Annotated in this window: 17 protein-coding genes; 9 read left to right on the top strand and 8 right to left on the bottom strand. The window is 58.9% G+C overall.

Annotated elements, in window-relative coordinates:
- Window positions 1-159: 159 nt before the first annotated feature.
- On the top strand, window positions 160-879 hold the full coding sequence (locus MN186_RS12960) for a response regulator (protein ID WP_242114783.1): 720 nt from the start codon (window positions 160-162) through the stop codon (window positions 877-879).
- 484 nt (window positions 880-1,363) lie between these two features.
- On the opposite strand, the gene aspS is transcribed toward MN186_RS12960, so the two are convergent.
- Window positions 1,364-3,214 carry an aspartate--tRNA ligase gene (gene aspS / locus MN186_RS12955; protein ID WP_242114782.1) on the bottom strand — a complete coding sequence of 617 codons (1,851 nt, stop codon included), beginning with the start codon at window positions 3,212-3,214 and terminating at the stop codon, window positions 1,364-1,366.
- An 83-nt stretch (window positions 3,215-3,297) separates the two neighbouring features.
- A complete protein-coding gene (locus tag MN186_RS16570) occupies window positions 3,298-4,413 on the bottom strand; it encodes a phosphatase PAP2 family protein (protein ID WP_242114781.1) in 1,116 nt (371 codons plus the stop codon).
- A gap of 59 nt (window positions 4,414-4,472) precedes the next feature.
- Between MN186_RS16570 and carB the strand changes: the two genes are divergently transcribed.
- Window positions 4,473-7,703, top strand: a complete 3,231-nt coding sequence (gene carB / locus MN186_RS12945) for a carbamoyl-phosphate synthase large subunit (RefSeq protein WP_242114780.1) — start codon at window positions 4,473-4,475, stop codon at window positions 7,701-7,703.
- A gap of 788 nt (window positions 7,704-8,491) precedes the next feature.
- On the opposite strand, the gene MN186_RS12940 is transcribed toward carB, so the two are convergent.
- On the bottom strand, window positions 8,492-9,061 hold the full coding sequence (locus MN186_RS12940; RefSeq protein ID WP_242114779.1) for a GcrA family cell cycle regulator: 570 nt from the start codon (window positions 9,059-9,061) through the stop codon (window positions 8,492-8,494).
- 332 nt (window positions 9,062-9,393) lie between these two features.
- Here MN186_RS12940 and MN186_RS12935 point away from each other — a divergent pair, with 332 nt between their 5' ends.
- Both MN186_RS12935 and argF read left to right on the top strand, forming a co-directional pair.
- Window positions 9,394-10,578 carry an aspartate aminotransferase family protein gene (locus tag MN186_RS12935; RefSeq protein ID WP_242114778.1) on the top strand — a complete coding sequence of 395 codons (1,185 nt, stop codon included), beginning with the start codon at window positions 9,394-9,396 and terminating at the stop codon, window positions 10,576-10,578.
- Window positions 10,575-11,501, top strand: a complete 927-nt coding sequence (gene argF / locus MN186_RS12930; RefSeq protein ID WP_242114777.1) for an ornithine carbamoyltransferase — start codon at window positions 10,575-10,577, stop codon at window positions 11,499-11,501. Before MN186_RS12935 ends, argF begins: the two co-directional genes overlap by 4 nt.
- Window positions 11,502-11,606: 105 nt before the next feature.
- On the opposite strand, the gene MN186_RS12925 is transcribed toward argF, so the two are convergent.
- The 3 genes from MN186_RS12925 to hrpB all read right to left on the bottom strand — a co-directional run bounded on the left by MN186_RS12925 (window position 11,607) and on the right by hrpB (window position 16,286).
- Window positions 11,607-13,088, bottom strand: a complete 1,482-nt coding sequence (locus MN186_RS12925) for an inorganic phosphate transporter (protein WP_242114776.1) — start codon at window positions 13,086-13,088, stop codon at window positions 11,607-11,609.
- A gap of 155 nt (window positions 13,089-13,243) precedes the next feature.
- The gene (locus MN186_RS12920) at window positions 13,244-13,702 is read right to left on the bottom strand and encodes an NUDIX hydrolase (protein WP_242114775.1); all 459 of its coding nucleotides are present in this window, start codon (window positions 13,700-13,702) and stop codon (window positions 13,244-13,246) included.
- Window positions 13,703-13,832: 130 nt separating this feature from the next.
- Complete coding sequence (gene hrpB, locus MN186_RS12915; RefSeq protein WP_242114774.1) at window positions 13,833-16,286, bottom strand: ATP-dependent helicase HrpB; 2,454 nt, start codon at window positions 16,284-16,286, stop codon at window positions 13,833-13,835.
- Window positions 16,287-16,397: 111 nt separating this feature from the next.
- Here hrpB and meaB point away from each other — a divergent pair, with 111 nt between their 5' ends.
- The 5 genes from meaB (at window position 16,398) to MN186_RS12890 (ending at window position 21,132) form a co-directional block, all read left to right on the top strand.
- Window positions 16,398-17,384 carry a methylmalonyl Co-A mutase-associated GTPase MeaB gene (gene meaB, locus MN186_RS12910; RefSeq protein ID WP_242114773.1) on the top strand — a complete coding sequence of 329 codons (987 nt, stop codon included), beginning with the start codon at window positions 16,398-16,400 and terminating at the stop codon, window positions 17,382-17,384.
- A gap of 290 nt (window positions 17,385-17,674) precedes the next feature.
- Entirely contained in the window at window positions 17,675-19,504 is a 1,830-nt protein-coding gene (locus tag MN186_RS12905) for an ABC transporter ATP-binding protein (protein WP_242114772.1), read from the top strand.
- A 287-nt stretch (window positions 19,505-19,791) separates the two neighbouring features.
- The gene (gene rpmB, locus MN186_RS12900) at window positions 19,792-20,079 is read left to right on the top strand and encodes a 50S ribosomal protein L28 (protein ID WP_242114771.1); all 288 of its coding nucleotides are present in this window, start codon (window positions 19,792-19,794) and stop codon (window positions 20,077-20,079) included.
- 127 nt (window positions 20,080-20,206) lie between these two features.
- A complete protein-coding gene (locus MN186_RS12895; protein ID WP_242114770.1) occupies window positions 20,207-20,554 on the top strand; it encodes a hypothetical protein in 348 nt (115 codons plus the stop codon).
- Between the two features lie 47 nt (window positions 20,555-20,601).
- Window positions 20,602-21,132, top strand: a complete 531-nt coding sequence (locus MN186_RS12890) for a copper chaperone PCu(A)C (protein WP_242114769.1) — start codon at window positions 20,602-20,604, stop codon at window positions 21,130-21,132.
- 57 nt (window positions 21,133-21,189) lie between these two features.
- Here the strand turns inward: MN186_RS12890 and MN186_RS12885 are convergent, their stop codons facing one another.
- Entirely contained in the window at window positions 21,190-21,894 is a 705-nt protein-coding gene (locus MN186_RS12885) for an NAD-dependent deacylase (RefSeq protein WP_242114768.1), read from the bottom strand.
- On the bottom strand, window positions 21,891-22,541 hold the full coding sequence (locus MN186_RS12880; RefSeq protein WP_242114767.1) for a winged helix-turn-helix transcriptional regulator: 651 nt from the start codon (window positions 22,539-22,541) through the stop codon (window positions 21,891-21,893). The genes MN186_RS12885 and MN186_RS12880 overlap by 4 nt, the downstream gene beginning before the upstream one ends.
- Window positions 22,542-22,578 lie beyond the last annotated feature (37 nt).

The raw sequence follows: 22,578 nt of genomic DNA, 5'->3' as shown, positions 1-22,578 counted from the left end.
TTCATTTATCTCCGTTCAATCTTGACTAGGTTATGCCGGGGTTGCGTCGTTCGGGCAAGTGCTGCGCCGCCGCAATCACGAATCCGACAGCTACGCGTGTGGGTTTAACCGATTGTTAGGCAGTTTTCGTTCAAGTTGGTCGCCGAAAGGAGAGAACCGATGAGCGATGATCTTGAACAACTGATGATGAGGCCCATCCCGACCCCTGACCGTCCCCTTCAGGGGTTGACGGTTCTGGTTGTCGAAGACAGCCGCTTTGCGTCCGAGGCGATCCGGCTTTTGAGCCTGCGATCAGGCGCACGCATCCGCCGGGCCGATAGCCTGCGCGCCGCGTACCGACATTTGCAGGTCTATCGCCCGTCGATTGTCATTGTAGATATGGGGCTGCCGGACGGGTTCGGCGCGGATCTGATCGCAGAACTGGCAGCCGATCCGGTCCGCGTTCCCGTTCTTCTGGGGATGAGCGGGGATGACGCCAACCGCGCAGCCGCCATTGATGCGGGTGCCGATGGGTTCTTGGCAAAGCCTGTCGACAGCCTTGCGGTCTTTCAAAGCAGCATCTTGGCTGTCCTGCCACCGCCCGAAGGGTCGCGCACCCTTCGTTTGTTATCGCAAGAGGTGATAGAATCGGATGATATCGCCTTCCAAGATGATCTTAGCCATGCGGTCGCACTGGTGCGAAAGGGTGCCGATGGACCGACGCAGGACTATCTTGCGCAATTTCTGGGCGGGGTCGCGCGCAGCGCCCACGATAACCCGCTAGAGGTCGCCGCCACCCGATTGGCGCAATCCCGCGCCGAAGGGCGAAAGACCAGCGCAGATCTGGAACGGGTCAAGGGCTTGTTACAGGATCGGTTGGCCGAGCGACAGGTCTTGTAATCGGCGAAAGGCGCGGCGCACGCCCGGACAAGTCGATCCGGCCCTCTTACGGTTGACGTTGCGTCGCCCTACCCACTGCCGCGAAAATGCCTCTGCCCTGCACGAAATTGGCCGCAGGGCACCTCAATTCCGCCCAATTCCAATGGGAAAACAACATCAGACGGGGTGAGAAGAGTATTAAGACGAGGGTTGTATTATGAAAAACCTGATTAAACGTTTTGCTGATGATGAGTTTGGTAATGCTGTGATTGACTGGACTGTTTTAGTCTCTGGTGCGGCCATGTTGGTCGTTGCACTGGTTTTGACTGTGGCCTGACGAAAGGGCCGGTTAAACGATCTGGCAGTTAATACGCCTAATACCCGTCCGGTAATAAGTATCGTGACAAGAGTGCTTTTCGACGAGCTGCCGTCGAAACAAGGGTGCGTGTGGTTCACACGCACCCTTTCGTTATTCCGAACCTGCGGCGCCACCGCGTGCGGGCAATTATTCCTGCGGGATCACGCGCAAATGTAATTCGCGCAACTGTTCGTTCTGCGGTTCGCTGGGCGCGTTCATCATCAGATCTTCGGCGCGTTGATTCATCGGGAACATCATCACCTCGCGGATGTTGTCCTCATCCGCCAGCAGCATCACGATCCGGTCCACTCCGGCGGCGCAACCACCATGCGGGGGCGCGCCGTATTGGAAGGCGTTGACCATACCGCCGAACCGCTTACGCACCTCGTCTTCGCCGTAGCCTGCCAGTTCAAAGGCCTTGAACATGATTTCGGGCTTGTGGTTCCGAATGGCCCCAGAAACCAGTTCATAGCCGTTGCAGGCCAGATCATACTGGAAGCCCTTCACATCCAACGGATCGCCTTCCAACGCCGCCATCCCGCCTTGCGGCATCGAGAAGGGGTTGTGGTCGAAGTCCAGCTTGCCGGTTTCATCATCCATCTGGAAGATCGGGAAATCCACGATCCAGGCAAAGGCGAAACGGTCTTTGTCGGTCAGGCCCAACTCGTCGCCGATGACGGTGCGCGCACGTCCCGCGACGGCCTCGAACGCCTTGGGCTTGCCACCCAGGAAGAACGCGGCGTCGCCAATACCCAGGCCCAGTTGCTGGCGGATCGCCTCGGTCCGTTCGGGGCCGATGTTCTTGGCCAATGGCCCAGCGGCTTCCATGCCACCTTCGACTTCGCCCGATTTCAGCTTGGCCTGGGCTTCTTTGACCTTGATGCCCAGTTCCTGCGCGACCGAGTCTGCTGTTTTCTCGCGCCAGAAGATATACCCCATGCCGGGCAGACCTTCCTGTTGCGCAAATTTGTTCATCCGATCACAGAATTTGCGCGACCCGCCGGTTGGGGCGGGAATGGCGCGGATTTCGGTGCCGTCCTGTTCCAAGAGGCTCGCAAAGATCGCAAAGCCCGAACCGCGAAAATGGTCTGACACGATCTGCATCTTGATCGGGTTGCGCAGGTCAGGCTTGTCGGTGCCATACCAAAGTGCTGCGTCCTTATAGGAAATCTGCGGCCAGTTCTGGTCGACTCTGCGGCCTCCGCTAAACTCTTCAAACACACCGCGCAACACCGGCTGGATCGTGTCAAACACGTCCTGCTGGGTGACAAACGACATCTCCATATCAAGTTGATAGAAATCAGTCGGCGAGCGGTCGGCGCGCGGGTCTTCGTCGCGGAAGCACGGCGCGATCTGGAAATACTTGTCGAACCCGGCGACCATCATCAGCTGCTTGAACTGCTGGGGGGCTTGCGGCAGTGCGTAGAACTTTCCCGGATGCAAACGCGACGGCACAAGGAAATCCCGCGCGCCTTCTGGGCTGGATGCGGTGATGATCGGCGTCTGATATTCACGGAAACCCTGTTCCCACATCCGCTTGCGCATGGATGCAACAACGTCCGCGCGCAACGTCATGTTGTTCTGCATCACCTCGCGGCGCAGATCAAGGAAACGGTATTTCAACCGCGTTTCTTCCGGGTATTCCTGATCGCCAAATACCATCAACGGCAGTTCGTCCGACGCGCCCAGAACCTCAAGATCGCGCACGAAAACCTCAATCTCGCCGGTTGGGATTTTGTCGTTCACCAAATCTGCATCGCGGGCCTTTACGGTGCCATCGATGCGAATACACCATTCGGCGCGGAGTTTCTCGACCTCGGTAAAGACGGGGCTGTCGGGGTCGCACAAAACTTGCGTGATGCCATAATGGTCGCGCAGATCAATGAACAAGATGCCTCCATGATCGCGAATCCGGTGGACCCACCCAGACAGGCGCACCGTGTCGCCAACATTCGATTTGTTCAGTTCAGCGCAAGTATGGCTGCGAAAAGCGTGCATTGGATGCCCCCAAGAGCGGTTCATATGTATCGCGCCGATACACCTGCCTTGGCGCGCAAAGTCAAGTGTGCGGTGGGCACTATTCACGCGGTTTGGGTGGCCATCGCGTCGCGGCGGCGTAAATAAAGCCACAATCCCATTATGACGACGATCGAAACATAGCCATCGACCGCATAGTGGTAGCCGGTATAGATGGACATATACAGGATCGCCGCCACCCCGACCAACGCGAGGGGAAGGGTATAACGCCACCGTTCATAAATATAGATCGCCGTCAGCGTGGCGACGGACACATGAACGCTTGGGAATGCCGATATCCCCGAACCTTGGGCCTGATCCAGTTCCGTATATACAAACCACAGACTTTCCTGAGTTGTCCGGATGGATTGCATATTCGGTCCGATCGGCAGGAACGCGGTGGGCAGGGCCGCGAATTGATCGCCCCCATACAGGCGGTCAAAGAAAATTGGACCAGCAGACATGCCCGTTAGAGCCAGAAAGTTTCCGACGATGATCCACGCCGAGACATATAGGATCAATATACGATGAACCCGTATTTTGTCGCTGTCCAAAGTCGCCAACGCAACCGGTAACATGATCGCCGGCCACATCCACCCGTAAAGGTAAACGCCAGCCAGCCACTCTGTTGGCAACACCGCGCCCCAATCGTGGGCCAGGATCCAAGGCGCGGTTCCAAAATGTAGAAACACATCAGCATTGGCAAAGGCCGGGTCGGCATAGAAGGGAACAATGTAAGGCATCGCGGTCTTCGAGATCAAGAAAGCGGCCTGGAAATATGCCGTTGCGATTGTCGCTTTGAACGCATCTAGAATGGTGTCGCGCGGGGCTTTTGTGTGAAAGATCGCGTTACCGATCAGTCCGAAACAGACGAACGTGAATGTCAGAAAAAACAGCAACATTACGGCCCCGCCCATCAGGCGTACAACCTCGCCGACCGCTTCTGGCGCGTTGTCGCGAAAAATGAATGCAATCAGGGTTGCAAGTGCAAAATAGCACAAACTGAATTTTAGAAACTGGTTCATTAACGTGATAACAGGGCCTTCAGGAGCATTTTTGTTTACCGCCCCGCTGATTGTTTGGCAAATAAGAAACATCCTTGAAGCATAGGTTAGCATCACTTTCTTGGCCCTCAAGGCATCGTGGCTATTGCACCTTCGCGAAGCATCTCTATAACCCACGACAATTTGCGCGCGGGCGAGAATCCCGGCCGCGATCCAGTCTGCTGATGGGGGTCACTATGCCTAAAAGAACCGATATCAACTCAATCATGATCATCGGCGCGGGGCCCATCATTATTGGGCAGGCGTGCGAATTCGACTATTCCGGTGCCCAAGCGTGCAAGGCTTTGCGCGAAGAAGGGTATCGGGTGATTTTGGTCAACTCGAACCCTGCGACGATCATGACTGATCCCGATATGGCGGACGCGACCTATATCGAGCCGATTACTGCGGATGTCGTCACCAAGATTATCGAGAAAGAACGCCCCGACGCGCTTCTGCCGACAATGGGTGGGCAGACCGGCTTGAACACGGCGCTTGAACTGGACGATCTGGGCGTTCTCGACAAGTTTAATGTCGAACTGATCGGCGCCAAGCGCGACGCCATCGAAATGGCCGAGGACCGCAAGCTGTTTCGTGAAGCGATGGACCGGTTAGGTATCGAAAATCCGAAAGCCACCATCGCCAACACGATGCAGGAATGTCTGGATGCGATTGATTATGTCGGCCTGCCCGCGATCATCCGCCCGGCCTTCACCTTGGGCGGCACCGGTGGTGGCGTGGCGTATAACCGCGAAGAATACGAGCATTACTGCCGCACGGGTCTGGACGCTTCGCCCGTCAGCCAGATTCTGATCGACGAAAGCCTGCTGGGCTGGAAAGAGTTCGAGATGGAGGTGGTGCGCGACACCGCCGACAACGCGATCATCGTCTGTTCCATCGAAAACGTGGACCCGATGGGCGTGCACACTGGCGACTCGATCACCGTGGCGCCGGCGCTGACGTTGACCGACAAGGAATACCAGTTGATGCGCACGCACTCGATCAACGTGCTGCGCGAGATTGGCGTGGAAACCGGTGGGTCGAACGTGCAATGGGCGGTGAACCCCGAAGACGGCCGCATGGTGGTGATCGAGATGAACCCGCGCGTGTCGCGGTCGTCCGCGCTGGCGTCCAAAGCCACCGGCTTCCCGATCGCCAAGATCGCCGCGAAACTGGCCGTGGGCTATACGCTGGATGAGCTGGACAATGACATCACCAAGGTTACGCCCGCATCGTTTGAACCAACCATCGACTATGTCGTCACCAAGATCCCGCGGTTTGCGTTCGAGAAATTCCCAGGCGCCAAGCCGGAACTGACCACAGCAATGAAATCGGTGGGCGAGGTCATGTCGATCGGTCGCACCATCCACGAAAGCTTGCAAAAGGCGCTGGCTTCGATGGAAACCGGCCTGACCGGGTTCGACGAAATCGACATCCCCGGCGCGCCGGATCAGGCCGCGATCATCAAGGCGATTTCCGAACAACGCCCCGACCGCATTCTGAAGATCGCACAAGCCATGCGTTTCGGCATGTCGAACGAGGATATTCAGGCCTGCACCGCCTTTGACCCGTGGTTCCTGGCCCGTATCCGCGAAATCATCGAGGCCGAAGCCGCCATCAAGGAAAGTGGCCTGCCGTCGGACGAGGCTGGTCTGCGCAAACTCAAGATGATGGGCTTCACCGATGCGCGCTTGGCCAAACTGACTGGCTTCAAGGAAAGCGATGTGCGCAACGCCCGCCGCAAGGTTGGTGTGAACGCGGTGTTCAAACGCATCGACACTTGCGCGGCCGAGTTTGAGGCCCAGACGCCTTACATGTATTCGACCTATGAGGCCCCGATGATGGGCGATGTCGAATGCGAGGCGCGCCCGTCCGACCGCAAGAAAGTGGTTATTCTGGGTGGCGGTCCGAACCGGATCGGGCAGGGGATCGAGTTTGATTACTGCTGCTGCCACGCCTGTTTCGCGCTGACCGACGCGGGTTATGAAACGATCATGGTCAACTGCAACCCCGAAACTGTATCGACCGACTATGACACCTCGGACCGGCTGTATTTCGAGCCGCTGACCTTCGAACATGTGATGGAGATCCTGACGAAAGAACAGGAGAACGGGACGCTGCATGGCGTGATCGTTCAGTTCGGCGGTCAGACGCCCCTGAAGCTGGCCAACGCGTTGGAAGCCGAGGGCGTTCCGATCCTTGGCACCACGCCCGATGCTATCGACTTGGCCGAAGATCGTGAACGGTTCCAGGCGCTGGTCAACCAGTTGGATCTGAAGCAACCGAAGAACGGTATTGCGTCGACCGACGCCGAAGCGCTGGCAATCGCCGAAGATATCGGCTTTCCGCTGGTGATCCGCCCCTCCTATGTGCTGGGTGGTCGTGCGATGGAAATCGTGCGCGACATGGCTCATTTGGAACGTTACATCGCCGAGGCCGTGGTGGTGTCGGGCGATAGCCCCGTTCTGCTTGACAGCTATCTGTCCGGCGCGGTCGAGGTGGACGTTGATGCCCTTTGTGACGGCGAGAATGTTCACGTCGCGGGCATCATGCAGCATATCGAAGAAGCCGGCGTGCATTCCGGTGACAGCGCCTGTTCATTGCCGCCCTACAGCCTCAGCCCCGAGATTATTCTTGGGCTGCGCGAGCAGACAAAGGCGCTCGCTCTGGCGCTGAACGTGGTCGGTCTGATGAACGTGCAATTTGCCGTGAAGGATGACGAGATTTACCTGATCGAGGTGAACCCCCGCGCCTCGCGCACAGTGCCGTTCGTGGCCAAGGCGGTTCTGTCGCCCATCGCGTCCATCGCGGCGCGCGTCATGGCGGGCGAAAAGCTGGATGTGTTCGATCTGGTGAACCCCGAGATTGACACTTACGCCGTGAAAGAGGCGGTCTTGCCGTTTGCCCGTTTCCCCGGCGTGGATACCATCCTTGGCCCGGAAATGAGGTCAACCGGCGAGGTCATGGGCGCGGACAAAAGCTTCGCAATGGCGTTCCTGAAGGCCCAGCTTGGGGCAGGCACCGTATTGCCGACCGAAGGCAACGTGTTCTTGTCGATCAAGGAAAACGACAAAACGGATCAATTGGTCGAGACCGCCAAGCTTTTGAAAGAGCTAGGGTTTACCATCCTGGCCACCCGCGGCACCGCCTCGTTCCTGTCCGCGAATGGTGTCGAGACCGAGACCGTCGCCAAGGTGTACGAGCCGGGCCGCAACATCGTTGACCGCATGAAGGATGGCGAAGTTCAATTGGTCATGAACACGACCGAAGGCACGCAGTCGGTGAATGATAGTCGCGAAATGCGCAGCGTCGCGCTGATGGACAAGATCCCGTATTTCACAACGCTCGCCGCCAGTCATGCGGCCGCGCGTGCGATGAAGGCCCGATCAGAGCGCGAGATTGAGGTCAAGCCGTTGCAAGACGCGTAAATCTGATGCAAACAGCGCGGCAATAATTTTGCCGCGCCCGCGACTAATCTGCCCCTGTTTGGCGACGGATATCGAGCGCAAGGTTACGAATGTCGCCGTGTTGGTGAAAGCGCGGCAGCCATCGAATACCTTAACCACACCGCCGACCTTGTCGCCTGCCCCGTCGATTACGAAGGGCTGGGCGTGTTCGCGACCGACACCGGCGGGGTCGAGGTCGCGCGTGTGGATGGCTGGGTGCTGTTTCGCGTGCCGCGCGAGAGGACGTAGAAGGCTGTTAGGTGCAGGTGTTGATACCCTTCGCGGCGACTTCTTCCCAATTCTCACCCAAGACCTGCTTGGCGCGAATGGCCGAATTGTAACCGCGTTCGCCTTTTCTAAGCATCAGGACATTCAAGTCTTGATCATGCGTGCCTGTGAATATTACGCTTTGCCCGCCAAAATAGGTGTTGGAACTTCCGTAAGCATTATTTCCATAAGCGGTAGCGCGGCCGTATGTGGTGGCTATGTCGGCCCGGTAACGACAGTCTGTGTGTTGTTCGCAGACGACGCACCCATGATCACGAAACGATCATAGCCTCGGTTTGCTCTGTTTCTCTAGCCTGAAACCCATTTACGATAAGCAAATTCCAGTCAATTTTCGACGCGTCTGCTTTGGTGCGGCAATTGGCACTGGCCGCGATAGTCTGTGCGGCCAGTACTGCCCTAAAAATCGCCTAAGCTTTTCCCAAGAGGTAGGCCCGGTTGTCTTGCCTACGTTCGGCAGCGGCTGGTCGATCCGTGTGGCTGTCTTACCGTTTTCGGTCGCGACGCGAGGACATCGGCTGGAACGCCACGCCCACATGCGCTTCGCAATAAGGTTTGCCTTGCTGCACCGGCAGACCGCAAAACCAGAAATCGTCGGTCGCCGGGTCACCGATGGGCCATTTGCAGGTCCGTTCGGTCAGCTCCATTAAATGCAGCTTTTTCGCACCCTTTTCGATTTCACGCACCGAGGCCAACGCCTCGGGGCTGATCTCGTTCGCCGAGGGTTGCGGGGGCAGGGGTTGGCCTGCGGGAATGATCTGCTTGCGCGCCGGGATCGGTTTGGCCTCGGCGGCGGGCTTTGCCGTTTCAGGCTCTTTCTTCGGTGCGGGTTTCTTGGGCGGTGCCTTTGGTTTGGGTGCAACCTTGGGCGCGGCTTTTTCCTTGCCCGGGGCTTTCGTGCCACCGGCCGAGCGGTTCGACAGGCCCAATCGGTGCACCTTACCGATCACGGCATTGCGGGTCACGCCGCCCAGCTCTTTTGCGATGACCGAGGCAGATTGGCCCTCGCCCCACATCTTTTTCAGGATTTCAACGCGCTCGTCGGTCCAGGACATATTTTTTCCCGTTCTTGGGGTTGGCCCCGGGATCGCCCGGATAGCCAGTGAATTCACAAGCGTCTATTTTAGTCATAGGCGCGGCGGATACAAGCGCAGATGCCGCATCAATCAAGGCTGGGTGCGCAAAAAGTCTGGACAGGTGACGGACCGTGGCGTAAAGCCCACCCCATGAACAAACGCCAGCATAACGCCATCAGCCGACGCCGACGCACCCGCGTCTGACGTCCCGCACCGTTTGTTTCCGCGCGATTGCGCTAAACTCTTCTGAAATTGTTGACTTGAAGCCAGCCATACGGCACCCAAGGGCTTCTTTTATAAAGGATACCGACATGATCCCGTCGCTTCTTCCGACCTATAACCGTGTTGACCTCGCGTTCGAGCGTGGGCAAGGCAGCTGGCTGATTACGGAGCGCGGAGAGCGTTACCTGGATCTTGGCGCGGGGATCGCGGTCAACGCGTTGGGTCACGCGCACCCGGAATTGGTCGAGGTGCTGACAGCGCAAGGCGCGAAGTTGTGGCATGTGTCGAACCTTTATACCATTCCCGAACAGCAAAAACTGGCGGACATGCTGGTCGATCTGACCTTCGCGGACACGGTTTTTTTCACCAATTCCGGCACTGAGGCGTGCGAATTGGCGGTGAAGATGGCGCGTAAGTACTGGCACGACAAGGCGCAACCCGATCGTGCGCGGATTGTCGGGTTTGACGGCTCGTTTCATGGACGGTCGTCTGCCGGAATTGCGGCGGCAGGGGGTGACAAGCTGACGGCGGGCTTCGGCCCTTTGCTGCCTGGCTTTACCCATCTGCCGTTCGGTGATCTGGACGGGCTGACCAATGCGTTGTCTGAAGGCGATGTGGCCGCAGTAATCATCGAACCTGTGCAAGGCGAGGGCGGCATCCGCCCCGTTCCTGATGACGAGCTAAAGGCTATCCGTGCGGCTTGTGATGCCTCTGGCACCCTGTTGATCCTTGATGAGGTTCAATGCGGTATGGGGCGCACCGGCAAGCTGTTTGCGCATGAATGGTCGGGGGTCACGCCTGATATCATGATGGTCGCCAAGGGCATCGGCGGTGGGTTCCCGCTGGGGGCCGTTTTGGCGACCGAAGACGCCGCAAGCGGTATGGTGGCTGGCACACATGGGTCGACCTATGGTGGTAACCCGCTGGCCTGTGCCATTGGGGTCAAAGTCATGCAGATCGTGTCGGACGGGGCTTTTCTTGACGAAGTGCGCCGCAAATCCGGTCTGCTGCGTCAGAAACTGGAAGGTCTGGTCGCGGCGCATCCCGATGTCTTTGCCTCGGTGCGGGGTTCTGGTTTAATGCTTGGTCTGGTGTGCAATGCGCCCAACACCGAGGTGTTGCGCGCCTGCTATGGTGCGCAGGTGTTGTGCGTGCCTGCGGGCGAAAACGTGCTGCGTATCCTACCCGCCCTGACCATTGAAGACGACGACATCGCCGAGGCCGTGGGCCGGCTTGAAATCGCTGCCAAGGCTGTGGAGGGCCGGAGCACATGAGACATTTTCTTGACATCAACAAGACCGACAAAGCCGATCTGACCAGCATGATATCTGAAGCGCATCGGATCAAAATGGCGCGTGCGGGGCAGCCCAAGGGTGCATTGGATGATGAACAGCCGTTGAAAGACCAGATGGTTGCACTGATTTTTGAAAAACCTTCGACCCGCACTCGTGTCAGCTTCGATGTAGGCGTGCGGCAGATGGGCGGGCAGACAATGGTTCTGTCCGGCTCCGAGATGCAGTTGGGACACGGCGAGACCGTGGCCGACACCGCCCGCGTTCTCAGCCGATATGTAGACATGATCATGATCCGCACGTTTGAGGAAGCAACGTTGCTTGAGATGGCCGAACATGCCGATGTGCCGGTCATCAATGGGCTGACCAATCGTTCGCACCCGTGTCAGATCATGGCCGACATCCTGACCTATGAGGAACATCGGGGCTCGATTGCCGGCAAGAAGGTGGTCTGGGCAGGGGATGGCAACAATGTCTGCGCCTCGTTCCTGCATGCTGCTGGGCAATTCGGGTTCGACCTGACGTTTACCGGTCCCGGTGTTCTGGACCCCGAACAGGTCTTTATAGATGAAGCTCGCGCCAACGGTGCCACAATCGAGGTCGTGCGTGATCCAGTGCAGGCCGTTGACGGGGCCGATCTGGTCGTGGCCGACACGTGGGTGTCGATGCATGACGCGCCATCAGCGCGCGAACGCCGTCACAATCTTCTGCGCCCCTATCAGATCAACGATGAATTGATGGCCCACGCCAAGCCCGACGCATTGTTCATGCACTGCCTGCCTGCGCATCGGGAAGAAGAGGTGACGAACGCCGTGATGGATGGCCCGCAATCGGTGATCTTTGACGAGGCCGAGAACCGCCTGCATGCGCAGAAGGCTGTTATGCGGTGGTGTTTGGGCGCGTAAGACGCATCAGATCCGGTAGGGGCTTTGCCCCTACGGTGTCACGCTGCGCGTGGCACCTACCCCAGGATATTTAAGGCCAGAAGAAAGACACGTTCAGATCGTCGTTCAAGCCATGAAAGCGTTGAGCAGAATAAAGATCACGCCGGACATCACAGCAGCGGCAGGGACCGTGATGACCCAGGCTGCGACAATCGTCATGAAGTGCGACCGGCGCACCAGTTTGCGGCGGCGGCGTTCTTCGGGGGCGATGCGTTTTACCTCGGGGCGTGCGGCGGAGGTGGCTCGCAGGCGACGCTCCATATGATATTCGCGGTAAAAACCCACGCCGAAAACGCCGCCCACGGCAATATGGGTCGAGCTGACGGGCAGGCCCAGCCAGCTGGCGACGATAACTGTGATCGCAGCGGACAGCGCAACGCAATAGGCGCGCATCGGGTTCAGTTTGGTGATCTGGCTGCCCACCATGCGAATGAGTTTCGGACCAAACAGCATTAGCCCAAAGCTGATACCAAAGGCGCCGATCACCATAACCCAAGTGGGGATCGAGACTGTGGCGGCAAAGTTTCCGAAGCTCTCCACATGAACGATGGCAGCAAGTGGGCCCACCGCATTGGCCACGTCATTTGCGCCGTGAGCAAAGGACAGAAGTGCCGCCGAGAAAATCAGCGGCAGGGCGAAAAGTGCCTTCAGCGACTTTGTGCGGTTTTCAAGTCCTTCGGCCTTTCGGGCGATAAGAGGGACGGAAGCGAAATAGGCAGCAGCGCCAATCACAGCGCCAATCAATAGCGCTGTTCCAATGTCAATCTCGACCATCCGTTTCAGGCCCTTGATGGAAAGATAGGTCCCAAAGGCTGCAGCCATGATGCCGATCAGCACCGGCACCCAGCGTTTCGCGGCAGCGATTTTATCATCCTGATAGATGATCTTTTGTTTGATCAAGGCCAGAAAAAGCGCGGCGATGGCACCGCCCAGCACCGGTGAAATCACCCAAGACGCCGCAATTTTTCCCATCGTGCCCCAGCTGACAGCTGCGAAGCCGGCCGCAGCGATGCCTGCGCCCATCACGCCGCCGACGACGGCGTGGGTGGTCGAAACGGGTGCACCGATCCAAGTGGCGAGGTTTACCCAAAGCGCAGACGAAATCAGCGCCGCCATCATGGCCCATACGAAGGTGCGTGACTGATCAAATCCTGTTGGGTCGATGATGCCCTTCGAGATGGTCGAGACAACATCCCCCCCGGCCAGCAAGGCACCGGCACTTTCGCAGATAATTGCAATGATGATCGCGCCGCCCATAGTCAGCGCGTTGGCGCCCACTGCAGGCCCCATGTTGTTGGCGACATCGTTGGCGCCGATGTTCAATGCCATATAAGCGCCAAAGGCGGCTGCTATGACAACGACCAGCGATGTTGGTGTTTGACCGAAGAAAATCGCCGCCCCAAGGGCTGCGACCACGATGAAGGCAAGGGCGATACCAAGGCCGACCAGTGGGCGGGCAACGTATTGCGTGGCATATTCAACTTGACTGATCTTGTTCAGATCCTTGTCGAGTGTCCGCCACTGGCTGCCACGTTTGTCTTGGCCCATCGTCGGTTCCCCCGGCTCGTGCGGTAACATGTGACTGGGACGAAACACCCCAATTCACGCTTCCGCTAGACGCTTGAGCCTTCAAATGCAACAGATTCGACGTGGATTGCTTTAAGGATCGGCCGGGGTGTGGCGAAAAGCCCTTGGCCAGCGCCTTAGAATTTGCGCAATAGGTCCTGAAGTTCTTTTTCCCTGACCATCTCGGCCGCTTGATCGGCTGTCACCCAGGTTCGTTTGCGTTCGCCAGCTTCGGGAAAATCATCGACAAGCTTCACGACCTTCAGAGGAAAAACCGAGGTCGTGCATTGGGCGATGCCGCCGTGGTCCATTTCTTTTTCCGAAGCAAATGCGCCGATGGGCGCGCGGTTCAGCTGGCCTTCGGCCACGCCTGCTTCTTCCCAGGCTTCTTCGCGGGCGGCTTCGGCGGCGTCCATCCCGTCCATTGGCCAGCCTTTGGGTAATATCCACCGGCCAGTGCCGCGTGATGTGATCAGCAAAACCTCTTTATCGTCGCCCTTGCCGCGATAGCACAAGGCTGCGACTTGCACCCGATTTGGGCGTTGAAATAATGGCGTAAAGACCTCTTCCCAGGCCTGTTTAAGTAATGATGTCATTTTCTACCTGCGCGTTCTACGAGCTTTCCGCTCGATTTATTTTGTAACCATATGAATATGGGACATTGCCGGTAAATTGCAAGTAAACGGCAGAGAAACGGTCATTTCCGACCGTTTCACGCCGAGAAGTTCACTTTTTTCGCGGTTTGGCGCGCAGTGTGGGGTCGGCCTGCGTGGGGTCGTCGGGCCAAGGATGTTTCGGGTAACGCCCGCGCATGTCCTTGCGCACGTCCTGATAACTCGTCGCCCAGAAATTCGGGATGTCCGTCGTGGTCTGTACCGGTCGCCCTGCGGGCGATAAAAGGATGACACGCAGGGGGGTGTTGCCGATCTTTGGGTGGCGGGTTGTTCCGAACATCTCTTGCAGGCGCAGGCTGATTTCGGGGGCCTCGCCCGAATAGTCGATGGGGACTTTTCGGCCCATCGGCGTGGTGAAATGGGCAGGTGCTTTGCGATCAAGCAGCGACATTTGCGACCAGTCCAAACGCGTACGCAGGGGGGCGAGCAGGTCGAAGCGTTTCCAGTCGGTAGCGGTTTTGACGCCGGTCAGATGCGGCAGTAGCCAATATTCGAGCGTTTCCAGCAAGGCGGCGTCGGACATGTCGGGCAGGTCCGCGCCACTTTGGCGCAGAAGTTCCACCCGTGCAATGAACCGGCGCGCGGCGCCTGACGGGCGCAGACCTAAATCGCGCACCCCGTCCAGCATTGCGCGGGCTATGGCTTCGGTGGGGGCATCTTTCCACATACGGTCATCCAGAGCCACCGCGCCCAGCCTTTCCTGCTGGCGGGCCACCACACGCCCATCGCGCTTTGACCATGCGCAGTGATCGACCCAAGCGATCTGATCGGGAAACAGCTCGCGCAGCTCAGCTTCGCTGATCTGGATGGCTTGTCGGATGCGCGCTTCGCGCGGGTTGCCGTCGGTGTCGGTGACGATGACCAAACGGGCGCCGGCAAGCGGGTCGCTTTCGTCAATCACAGCACCCTTGCCGCCAGACAGAATGAACCGAGGGGTGTCGCCCGGGCGGCGCAGCCCAATCCGATCAGGATAGGCCAGCGCGGCCATCTGCGCGTCGGTCAGCGCAGAGTAGCCTGGTTGTACGCGCTTGCGCAGGCGCTGCGATTCAGCGCGGATCCGTTCAATGGCGCCTCGGCTCGGCGTAAGACCGCGCCGTGCTTCGAATGTCTTGGGGTTGCGAATGGCCTCAAGCCGCAAGGACAAGTCGCGCGGCGCATGGCGGGGCAGGGGGTCACGCTCGCCCCAAAGGGCTGCAAGGTCGGCGGCATGTGGCCCGGCGGTCGTCAACATATGCCCAAGGCGCGGGTGCAACGGCAAGCTTGCCAGGGCCTGACCATGCGCCGTGATCCGCCCGGACGCATCCAGCGCCCCCAGCGCACGCAAAAGCGCCTGCGCCTCAGACAGAACGCCTGGGTTTGGCGGGGTCAGAAAAGCCAGACCGGCACCATCGGATGCCCCCCACTGCGCAAGTTCAAGGGCAAAAGGTGCAAGGTCGGCGGTCTCGATCTCGGCCGGAGGAAACGGGGGCAGGCCGCCTTCCTCGCCCTTGGTCCACAGCCGATAGCACACACCCGCCGCGACCCGACCCGCGCGCCCCCGGCGCTGTTCTGCTTCGGCTTTCGACACGCGCTCGGTTACCAGTCGGGACATGCCCGACCCCGGATCGAACCGGGCGCGGCGCGATTGGCCCGCATCGACCACCACGCGAATGTCCTGAATGGTCAGCGACGTTTCTGCGATTGACGTTGCCAACACGATCTTTCGGCCAGATACGGCAGGCGCAATTGCAGCACGCTGAGCCGCGAAATCCATAGCCCCGAACAGCGGGAGCAATTGGCAATCGGCAGGCAAATGCGGGCGCAGTGTGGCTTCGGTCCGGCGAATTTCGCCTTCGCCGGGCAGAAAGACCAGAATACCGCCTTGGGTTTCGTCAAGCGCTTGCCGGATGACATCAGCCGTCGCTTCCGGCAGGCGCGCGGTTTTCGGCAAAGGGGCGGGCAAGTGGCGCGTCTCGACCGGAAAAGCCCGCCCGTCTGATCGCACGATGGGCGCGCGATCCAAGAGCTGAGCGACCGGCTCTGCGTCCAGCGTGGCGGACATAACGACCAGCTTCAGATCGTCGCGCAAGGCTTGCGCGGCCTCCCATGTCAGCGCAAGGCCAAGATCGGCATTCAAAGATCGTTCGTGAAATTCATCAAAGATTACCGCGCCGATCTCGTCCAGCGACGGGTCTGATTGCAGTATTCGGGTCAGAATGCCCTCGGTAACAACTTCGATCCGGGTATTCTTGCCGGTTTTAGCCTCGCCACGAATGCGATAACCTACGGTTTCGCCAACAGCTTCGCCCAATGTTTGCGCCATCCGTTCGGCGGCGGCGCGGGCGGCCAGGCGGCGCGGCTCCAGCATCACCAGCTTGCGGTCGAAGGCGCCCGCCTCAAGCATTGCAAGCGGCACAACTGTCGTCTTGCCCGCTCCGGGCGGCGCGATCAGCACAGCCCGTCGCGCCGTGTTCAGAGCAGACAAAAGATCGGGCAGCGCGTCATGAATGGGCAACGTGTCGGACATGCCCCCTTATCGGGCGTCCGCGTCGTGTGGTCCAGAACTAAGCGGCTGCCCGCACGCCCTCTGGACAGACTGCAGCCAGCACGGCATGAAGTGCAAAATACCGGAGGCACCATGAACATTCAGGATCTGGCAACGCGCGTCATTGCAGGCGAACGACGTGCCCTGGCACAGGCGATCACGCTGGTGGAAAGCGGTCGGGCCGACCATCGCCAGCAGTCTGTTGACCTATTAGAGGAACTGGCATCGTCGAACCGCCAAGCCTTGCGCATCGGCTTGTCCGGCACGCCGGGCGTCGGCAAATCCACCTTCATCGAGACCTTCGGCATGTTCCTGATCGAACAAGGCATGAAAGTTGCCGTGCTGGCGGTCGATCCCAGTTCGGCTCGCTCGGGCGGCTCGATACTTGGCGACAAAACCCGTATGGAGCACCTGAGCCGCGAGAAGAATGCGTTTATCCGCCCCTCGCCCTCGCAATCACAACTGGGCGGTGTCGCGCGCCGAACGCGAGAGGCCGTGACATTGTGCGAGGCAGCAGGCTTTGACATCGTGTTGATCGAAACTGTAGGCGTCGGCCAATCTGAAACCATGGTGGCTGAAATGTCGGACCTGTTCCTGCTGTTGCTGGCACCAGCCGGCGGGGACGAACTTCAGGGTGTAAAACGCGGGATCATGGAGATCGCCGACCTCATCCTGATCAACAAGGCCGACGGCGACCTGAAACAAGCCGCCCTGCGCACCCGCGCGGACTATTCGGGCGCGTTGCGGCTATTGCGTAAACGCGTCTATGACCCCGAGGGCTTTCCCAAGGCAATGACGGTGTCCGCGATCACCAAGGACGGACTGCCAGCGGCATGGCAGGCGATGCGTGAACTGATTGACTGGCGCCGCGACCATGGGCACTGGGATAAACGTCGCGCCCAGCAGGCGCGCCATTGGTTCGAAGAAGATGTGCGCATCGGCCTGCTGTCTGCTCTTGATCAAGCGGATATAAAATCCCGGATCGAAACACTGGGAAAGCAGGTCGCCGCAGGCCAAATTTCGGCCACACGCGCAGCGGAAGACATCCTTACCCACCTGCGCCCACCGCCCAACGCCTAAACCCACCCACGTTTCTTCTGGCCCGAAATATCCCGGGGTGAGCGGCGCAGACGCGAGGGGCAGCGCCCCTTCGACCCTCTCCACAATACACCATTGGCGAATATGGGTGCACGTGTGTTAGTAGTCTTGATCGGCGCTAACATCTCGGCTAGCGTTTCGCGACCAGCATGAAGGAAAGATGCAGGATGCACCATTTCAGGACCAAATACCGATCGTAAGCTGCGGTCCTGACGGGCTGTCGCAAGCCCCATCCATCACATCTTACGCCTCAACGCGCACGGAGCGCCCTCATGTTTCGTTTTTTTGAGAACCTCGTTGATCCCTTTGCGTCCGGTGGCACGGGCACGCCGCCCGCCACCCTTTGGGCGTTTTTCAAATCGCAATTCGGCCCATTTCGAAAATGGATGATCTGGATGGGGCTAACCGGTATCGTGGTTGCTTTGATCGAAACAGGCGTTATTTTCTATACGGGACGTGTCGTCGATCTGATGAACATGTCCACGCCTGAAAATTTCTGGGGCACACATGGGGTCGAGCTGCTGTTCGCCGCCGTGTTCATCATCGTTTTCCGACCGCTTGCCATCACCCTTAACCGTTTCCTTCTGGAACAGACGCTTGCGGGCAATATGCAAGAACAGGTCCGCTGGCGGGCGCACCGGCATATGTTGGGCCAGTCGCTTGGGTTTTTCCAAAATGATTTTGCTGGACGGCTGTCCAACCGCGTGATGCAGCTTGGCCCGGCGGTCGAGGACAGCACGTATATGTTTTTCGAGGCTATTTTCTATGCCACGACATATGTGCTGAGTGCGATGGTAATCTTGGGGCAGGTCGACGCACGGCTGGCGCTGCCTTTGGGAATCTGGCTGGTTTTCTACATCCTGTATGTCCGTTACATCGCAAAACGCGTGTCCGTCGCGTCCGAGAAATGGTCGGATGCCCGGTCCCTTGTCACGGGCCGGATCGTCGATGCTTACGCCAATATCGAAAGCGTGAAACTGTTTTCCCAAGGGTCGGGCGAAGAGCGGTATGCGCTGTCCTCGCTGAAACGTCTACGTCTGCGGTTCCAGCGGTTTCTGCGTCTGATGACCGAATTGAGCTTCGGGCTGAACCTGCTGAACGGTGTGCTGATCGTCGGCGTGCTGGGGTCAGCTGTTTGGCTTTGGTCAGTCGGCGAGGTGTCGGTAGGCGAAGTCGCCGCTGCGTCTGCGCTGGTGATCCGCCTGAACGGTATGTCTGGCTGGATCATGTGGGTCACGATCCGCCTGTTTGAACATATGGGTGTCATCCGCGAAGGGTTGCGGTCGATCGCAGTGCCACATGAACTGACAGATGTGGATGGCGCGCGCGATCTGGTGATGACCGAGGGCAAGATTGTTTTTGACGGTCTGACCCATCATTACGGCAAGGGAACGGGTGGGCTGGAAGATGTCTCTTTAACGGTGCATCCGGGCGAAAAGGTCGGGCTGGTCGGGCGATCCGGGGCAGGTAAGTCCAGCCTTGTGAATCTGCTGATGCGGTTTCGCGACCCCGAGGGCGGGCGCATTCTGATTGACGGTCAGGGCGTGAATGAGGTGACGCAAGACAGTTTGCGCGCACAGATCGGTATGGTCACGCAGGACAGCAGCCTGCTGCATCGCTCGGTCCGGGCGAACCTGCTTTATGGGCGTCCCGATGCAACCGAAGACCAGATGATCGCCGCCGCTCGCCGCGCCGAGGCGCATGACTTCATCCAGACACTGGAGGACCCGCAGGGCCGTCGGGGCTATGACGCTCATGTGGGGGAACGCGGGGTGAAATTGTCTGGGGGGCAACGTCAGCGTGTTGCCATTGCACGGGTCATGTTGAAGGATGCGCCGATCCTTGTGTTGGACGAGGCGACCTCGGCTTTGGACAGTGAAGTGGAGGCGGCTATTCAGAAGACGCTTTACGGGATGATGGAAGGCAAGACCGTGATTGCCATCGCCCACAGACTGTCCACAATTGCGCAGATGGATCGGATCGTCGTGCTGGACGAAGGGCAGATCATCGAAAGCGGTAGTCATGATGAACTTCTGGCGCAGGGCGGCATTTATGCTGGGTTGTGGGAGCGGCAATCAGGCGGATTTTTAGCCGAAGTATAGGGGCTGGGCGTGGCAGGGGCTTTGCCCCTCTGCGCTGCGCGCATTCACCCCAGGATATTTTGGGCCAGAAGAAACGGGCTTTACGGGTTCTGGTGGGTTCGCGTAAATTCCTGTATGAAACGGGGCAAGAGTCACTTGACGCGCCTATGGAAGGCGTCTATTCACCGCGAACGGAATTTGGGGCGCTGCCACTGCGGCGCCCGTTTGTATTGACCGGCTGGACGTGAGCGGCGCGAGGGCGTGCTGAGAACCTCACCAATCCAGCCCGATAGAGCAAGGAAAGAGCCATGTCGCGCGTTTGCGAACTGACCGGAAAAGGCCCGATGACTGGCAACAATGTCAGCCATGCGAAAAACAGAACCCGCCGCCGGTTTCTGCCGAACCTGAACGATGTGACGTTGCAGTCCGAAGCGCTGGACCGTGGGTTCAAGCTGCGTATCTCTGCAGCGGCTTTGCGGTCGGTGGATCACCGTGGCGGTCTGGATGCGTTTCTGGCGAAGGCCAAAGATGTCGAGTTGTCGGCCAACGCGCTGAAAATCAAGAAAGACGTCGCGAAGGCTTTGGCAACTGCCTGAGCCCTCGTGCCCCGGTTTGACCGGATTTGAACCGCCCGAGCTTAGCTGCTTTGGGCGGTTTTAGCTTGTTTTCATCTGTTACGTTTTGTCGCTTGTGCAGGATGGAAAAGCGGCTTAGCCCTATCCTATGTTGCGCGCTTTCACTGCATATCTTCTGGCTTTGGTGCTGACCGCGGCGAGTTTTTCGCTGGCGCATGCGCGTGGTAGCAGCCCAGATATGGGTTCTGCCATCGATATGGTGATCTGCACGGGCCTTGGGATGGTAACAATGACTATTGGCCCGGATGGTGAGCCCGTCGATTCGGTTCATCTGTGTCCCGATGGCGCTCAGATGTTTGCGGCCGAGTTCTTTGTGCCCATGATACACATGCCTGTTCAGCAGCTGTTGGCGCGGATCGGCCCGGTGCGGGCCGCGTCGCTTGGCGGTCGCACGGAACTGACGCCGTCAGCGCGTGGTCCGCCTTTGCTGGCTTGACCCCAGCTTAGCAGACCAACTCAACGACGGACCAAAGGAATACAACCATGTCCCCTATGAAAACCATTCTTGCCGCGACTGCGGCCACCCTGTTCGCGCTGCCTGCCATGGCAGAGGGCGAGATTGTGATTGAGGACGCCTATGCCCGCGCCTCTGGCCCGAACGCGATGGCGGGTGCCGCGTTCTTCCAGATCATGAACCAAGGCGAGGAAGATGACCGCCTGATCGCCGCAAAATCGGATGTGGCAAAGCGTGTCGAGCTGCACACCCACAAGGAAAGCGCCGAAGGTGTGATGCAGATGATGGAAGTCGAAGACGGCTTTCCGGTCGGCGCTGGCAGCATGCATGCACTTGAGCGCGGCGGCGATCACGTGATGTTCATGGGCCTGAACCAACCGTTTGAGGATGGATCGACCATCAACGTTACGCTGGTTTTTGAAAAAGCAGGCGAGATGACAGTCGAAATCCCGGTTGATCTGACCCGCAACCCGATGGGTGGCGGTATGCAGAAAGGCAAGATGGATCACGGCAAGATGGGTGGTGGCCAGAAGAAGCAGGGCAGCACGCAGACCAACTGATGCCGTAACGAAGCAGGAGTTAATCGTCGTTTGTTGACCGCACCTGTTAAGGTGCGGTCACGCTTTTTTTTGGGCTCTCAGAACTTCGGCCACCCATTGCGGTACGATCGCCGTGGCCGGACCGTGGCGACTTTTGTCAAACACGCCGGCTGTGGCGGATGGTTCGAGGTTTAGCTCCAATGTTTCAACCCCGGCGGCGCGGGCCTCGGCGGCGAAGCCTGCGGCGGGATAGACATTTCCAGAGGTGCCAATGGCGACGAACAGGTCGGCCTCGGTGAGATGCTGGTAAATCTCGTCCATGGCATAGGGCATTTCACCGAACCACACAATATCAGGTCGGGTTGACCCATTTCCGCAAGCGGGGCAGAGGTCCGCGGACGACATTTCCAGTGGCGCAGGCCAGCGGTGATCGCACCCGGCACATAGCGCGCCGTTCAGATTGCCATGCATGTGAATGACATCGGTCGAGCCCGCGCGTTCATGCAGGTCATCGACGTTCTGCGTGACAATGGTGACGTCGTCAGAATGGGCAGATTGCAGCTTCGCCAACGCCTCGTGGGCGGTGTTTGGTTGCGCTGAACGGCAATTGGTGCGCCGGGCGTTATAGAATGCGTGAACCAGGTCGGGATTGCGGGCGAAGCCTTCGGGGGTCGCGACCTCGTCCAGGTCGTACTTGGTCCAAAGCCCATCTTGGTCGCGAAAGGTGCCCAGCCCGCTTTCGGCAGAAATACCAGCACCGGTCAGGATCACGATCCGCGTCACTTGAAACCTCCGTAGATATCCATGGCCTTTTGTAGAAGGTCCAACAGAGCGGCGACCTGAAGGGGGTCTTCGGCGGCGATCTCACGCTCGGCGACGAAATGGGCGACGCGTTGGTCGCCACGCGCCACCGCTTCGACATCCGACCATTCAAACGCGAGCTCTACCGGGGCAAGGGGCATCGGCCCGGCCTGCAACGCCACGCGCCCGCCTGAGACGGTCAGGGCGAAGGGTTCGCCGTTCAGGGTGATTTGTGCGCGAATGTCGTCAAGAGGGCCAGCGGCGCGTTCGATGGCCCCGGCAAAAACGACGGCGCGATGCGATATGCCGTCGGGGTCCGAAGGTGCGTCGGGCGCGGGTAAGCTGCGGCCGAAGCGGGCAAGTTCAAACAAGATCGCGCGGGTCGATAATCCGGCGTCTGTCAACGCATAGAGACGACGGGTCTTGGAAATCAGCCCCGCGTTGCACAGCTCGGTCAGGCGTGCCGACAGCATGTTGGTGGCAATGCCCGGCAATCCGCCCCTGATCTGTGCGAAGCTGGCTGGACCCGCATGAAGTTCGCGCAGTACAAGCAACGCCCAACGGTTGCCCAGAAGGTCAAGTGACAGGGACACAGGGCAGGACATGGCATAAGGTTTAAGGCGTGACATGGCGCGGTTTTGACCCCGATGGTATAGGTTTGCAAGA

This window comes from Aliiroseovarius sediminis, assembly GCF_022678485.1.
Classification (GTDB): domain Bacteria; phylum Pseudomonadota; class Alphaproteobacteria; order Rhodobacterales; family Rhodobacteraceae; genus Aliiroseovarius; species Aliiroseovarius sediminis.
This window is presented reverse-complemented; position numbering and strand designations above follow the sequence as displayed.

What these genes read in the sequence shown, in the direction of transcription:
- MN186_RS12960 (WP_242114783.1), top strand. Translation starts at nt 160, where the DNA reads ATGAGCGATGATCTTGAACAACTGATGATGAGGCCCATCCCGACCCCT.
- aspS (WP_242114782.1), bottom strand. Translation starts at nt 3,214, where the DNA reads ATGCACGCTTTTCGCAGCCATACTTGCGCTGAACTGAACAAATCGAAT.
- carB (WP_242114780.1), top strand. Translation starts at nt 4,473, where the DNA reads ATGCCTAAAAGAACCGATATCAACTCAATCATGATCATCGGCGCGGGG.
- MN186_RS12940 (WP_242114779.1), bottom strand. Translation starts at nt 9,061, where the DNA reads ATGTCCTGGACCGACGAGCGCGTTGAAATCCTGAAAAAGATGTGGGGC.
- MN186_RS12935 (WP_242114778.1), top strand. Translation starts at nt 9,394, where the DNA reads ATGATCCCGTCGCTTCTTCCGACCTATAACCGTGTTGACCTCGCGTTC.
- argF (WP_242114777.1), top strand. Translation starts at nt 10,575, where the DNA reads ATGAGACATTTTCTTGACATCAACAAGACCGACAAAGCCGATCTGACC.
- MN186_RS12925 (WP_242114776.1), bottom strand. Translation starts at nt 13,088, where the DNA reads ATGGGCCAAGACAAACGTGGCAGCCAGTGGCGGACACTCGACAAGGAT.
- MN186_RS12920 (WP_242114775.1), bottom strand. Translation starts at nt 13,702, where the DNA reads ATGACATCATTACTTAAACAGGCCTGGGAAGAGGTCTTTACGCCATTA.
- hrpB (WP_242114774.1), bottom strand. Translation starts at nt 16,286, where the DNA reads ATGTCCGACACGTTGCCCATTCATGACGCGCTGCCCGATCTTTTGTCT.
- meaB (WP_242114773.1), top strand. Translation starts at nt 16,398, where the DNA reads ATGAACATTCAGGATCTGGCAACGCGCGTCATTGCAGGCGAACGACGT.
- MN186_RS12905 (WP_242114772.1), top strand. Translation starts at nt 17,675, where the DNA reads ATGTTTCGTTTTTTTGAGAACCTCGTTGATCCCTTTGCGTCCGGTGGC.
- rpmB (WP_242114771.1), top strand. Translation starts at nt 19,792, where the DNA reads ATGTCGCGCGTTTGCGAACTGACCGGAAAAGGCCCGATGACTGGCAAC.
- MN186_RS12895 (WP_242114770.1), top strand. Translation starts at nt 20,207, where the DNA reads ATGTTGCGCGCTTTCACTGCATATCTTCTGGCTTTGGTGCTGACCGCG.
- MN186_RS12890 (WP_242114769.1), top strand. Translation starts at nt 20,602, where the DNA reads ATGTCCCCTATGAAAACCATTCTTGCCGCGACTGCGGCCACCCTGTTC.
- MN186_RS12880 (WP_242114767.1), bottom strand. Translation starts at nt 22,541, where the DNA reads ATGTCACGCCTTAAACCTTATGCCATGTCCTGCCCTGTGTCCCTGTCA.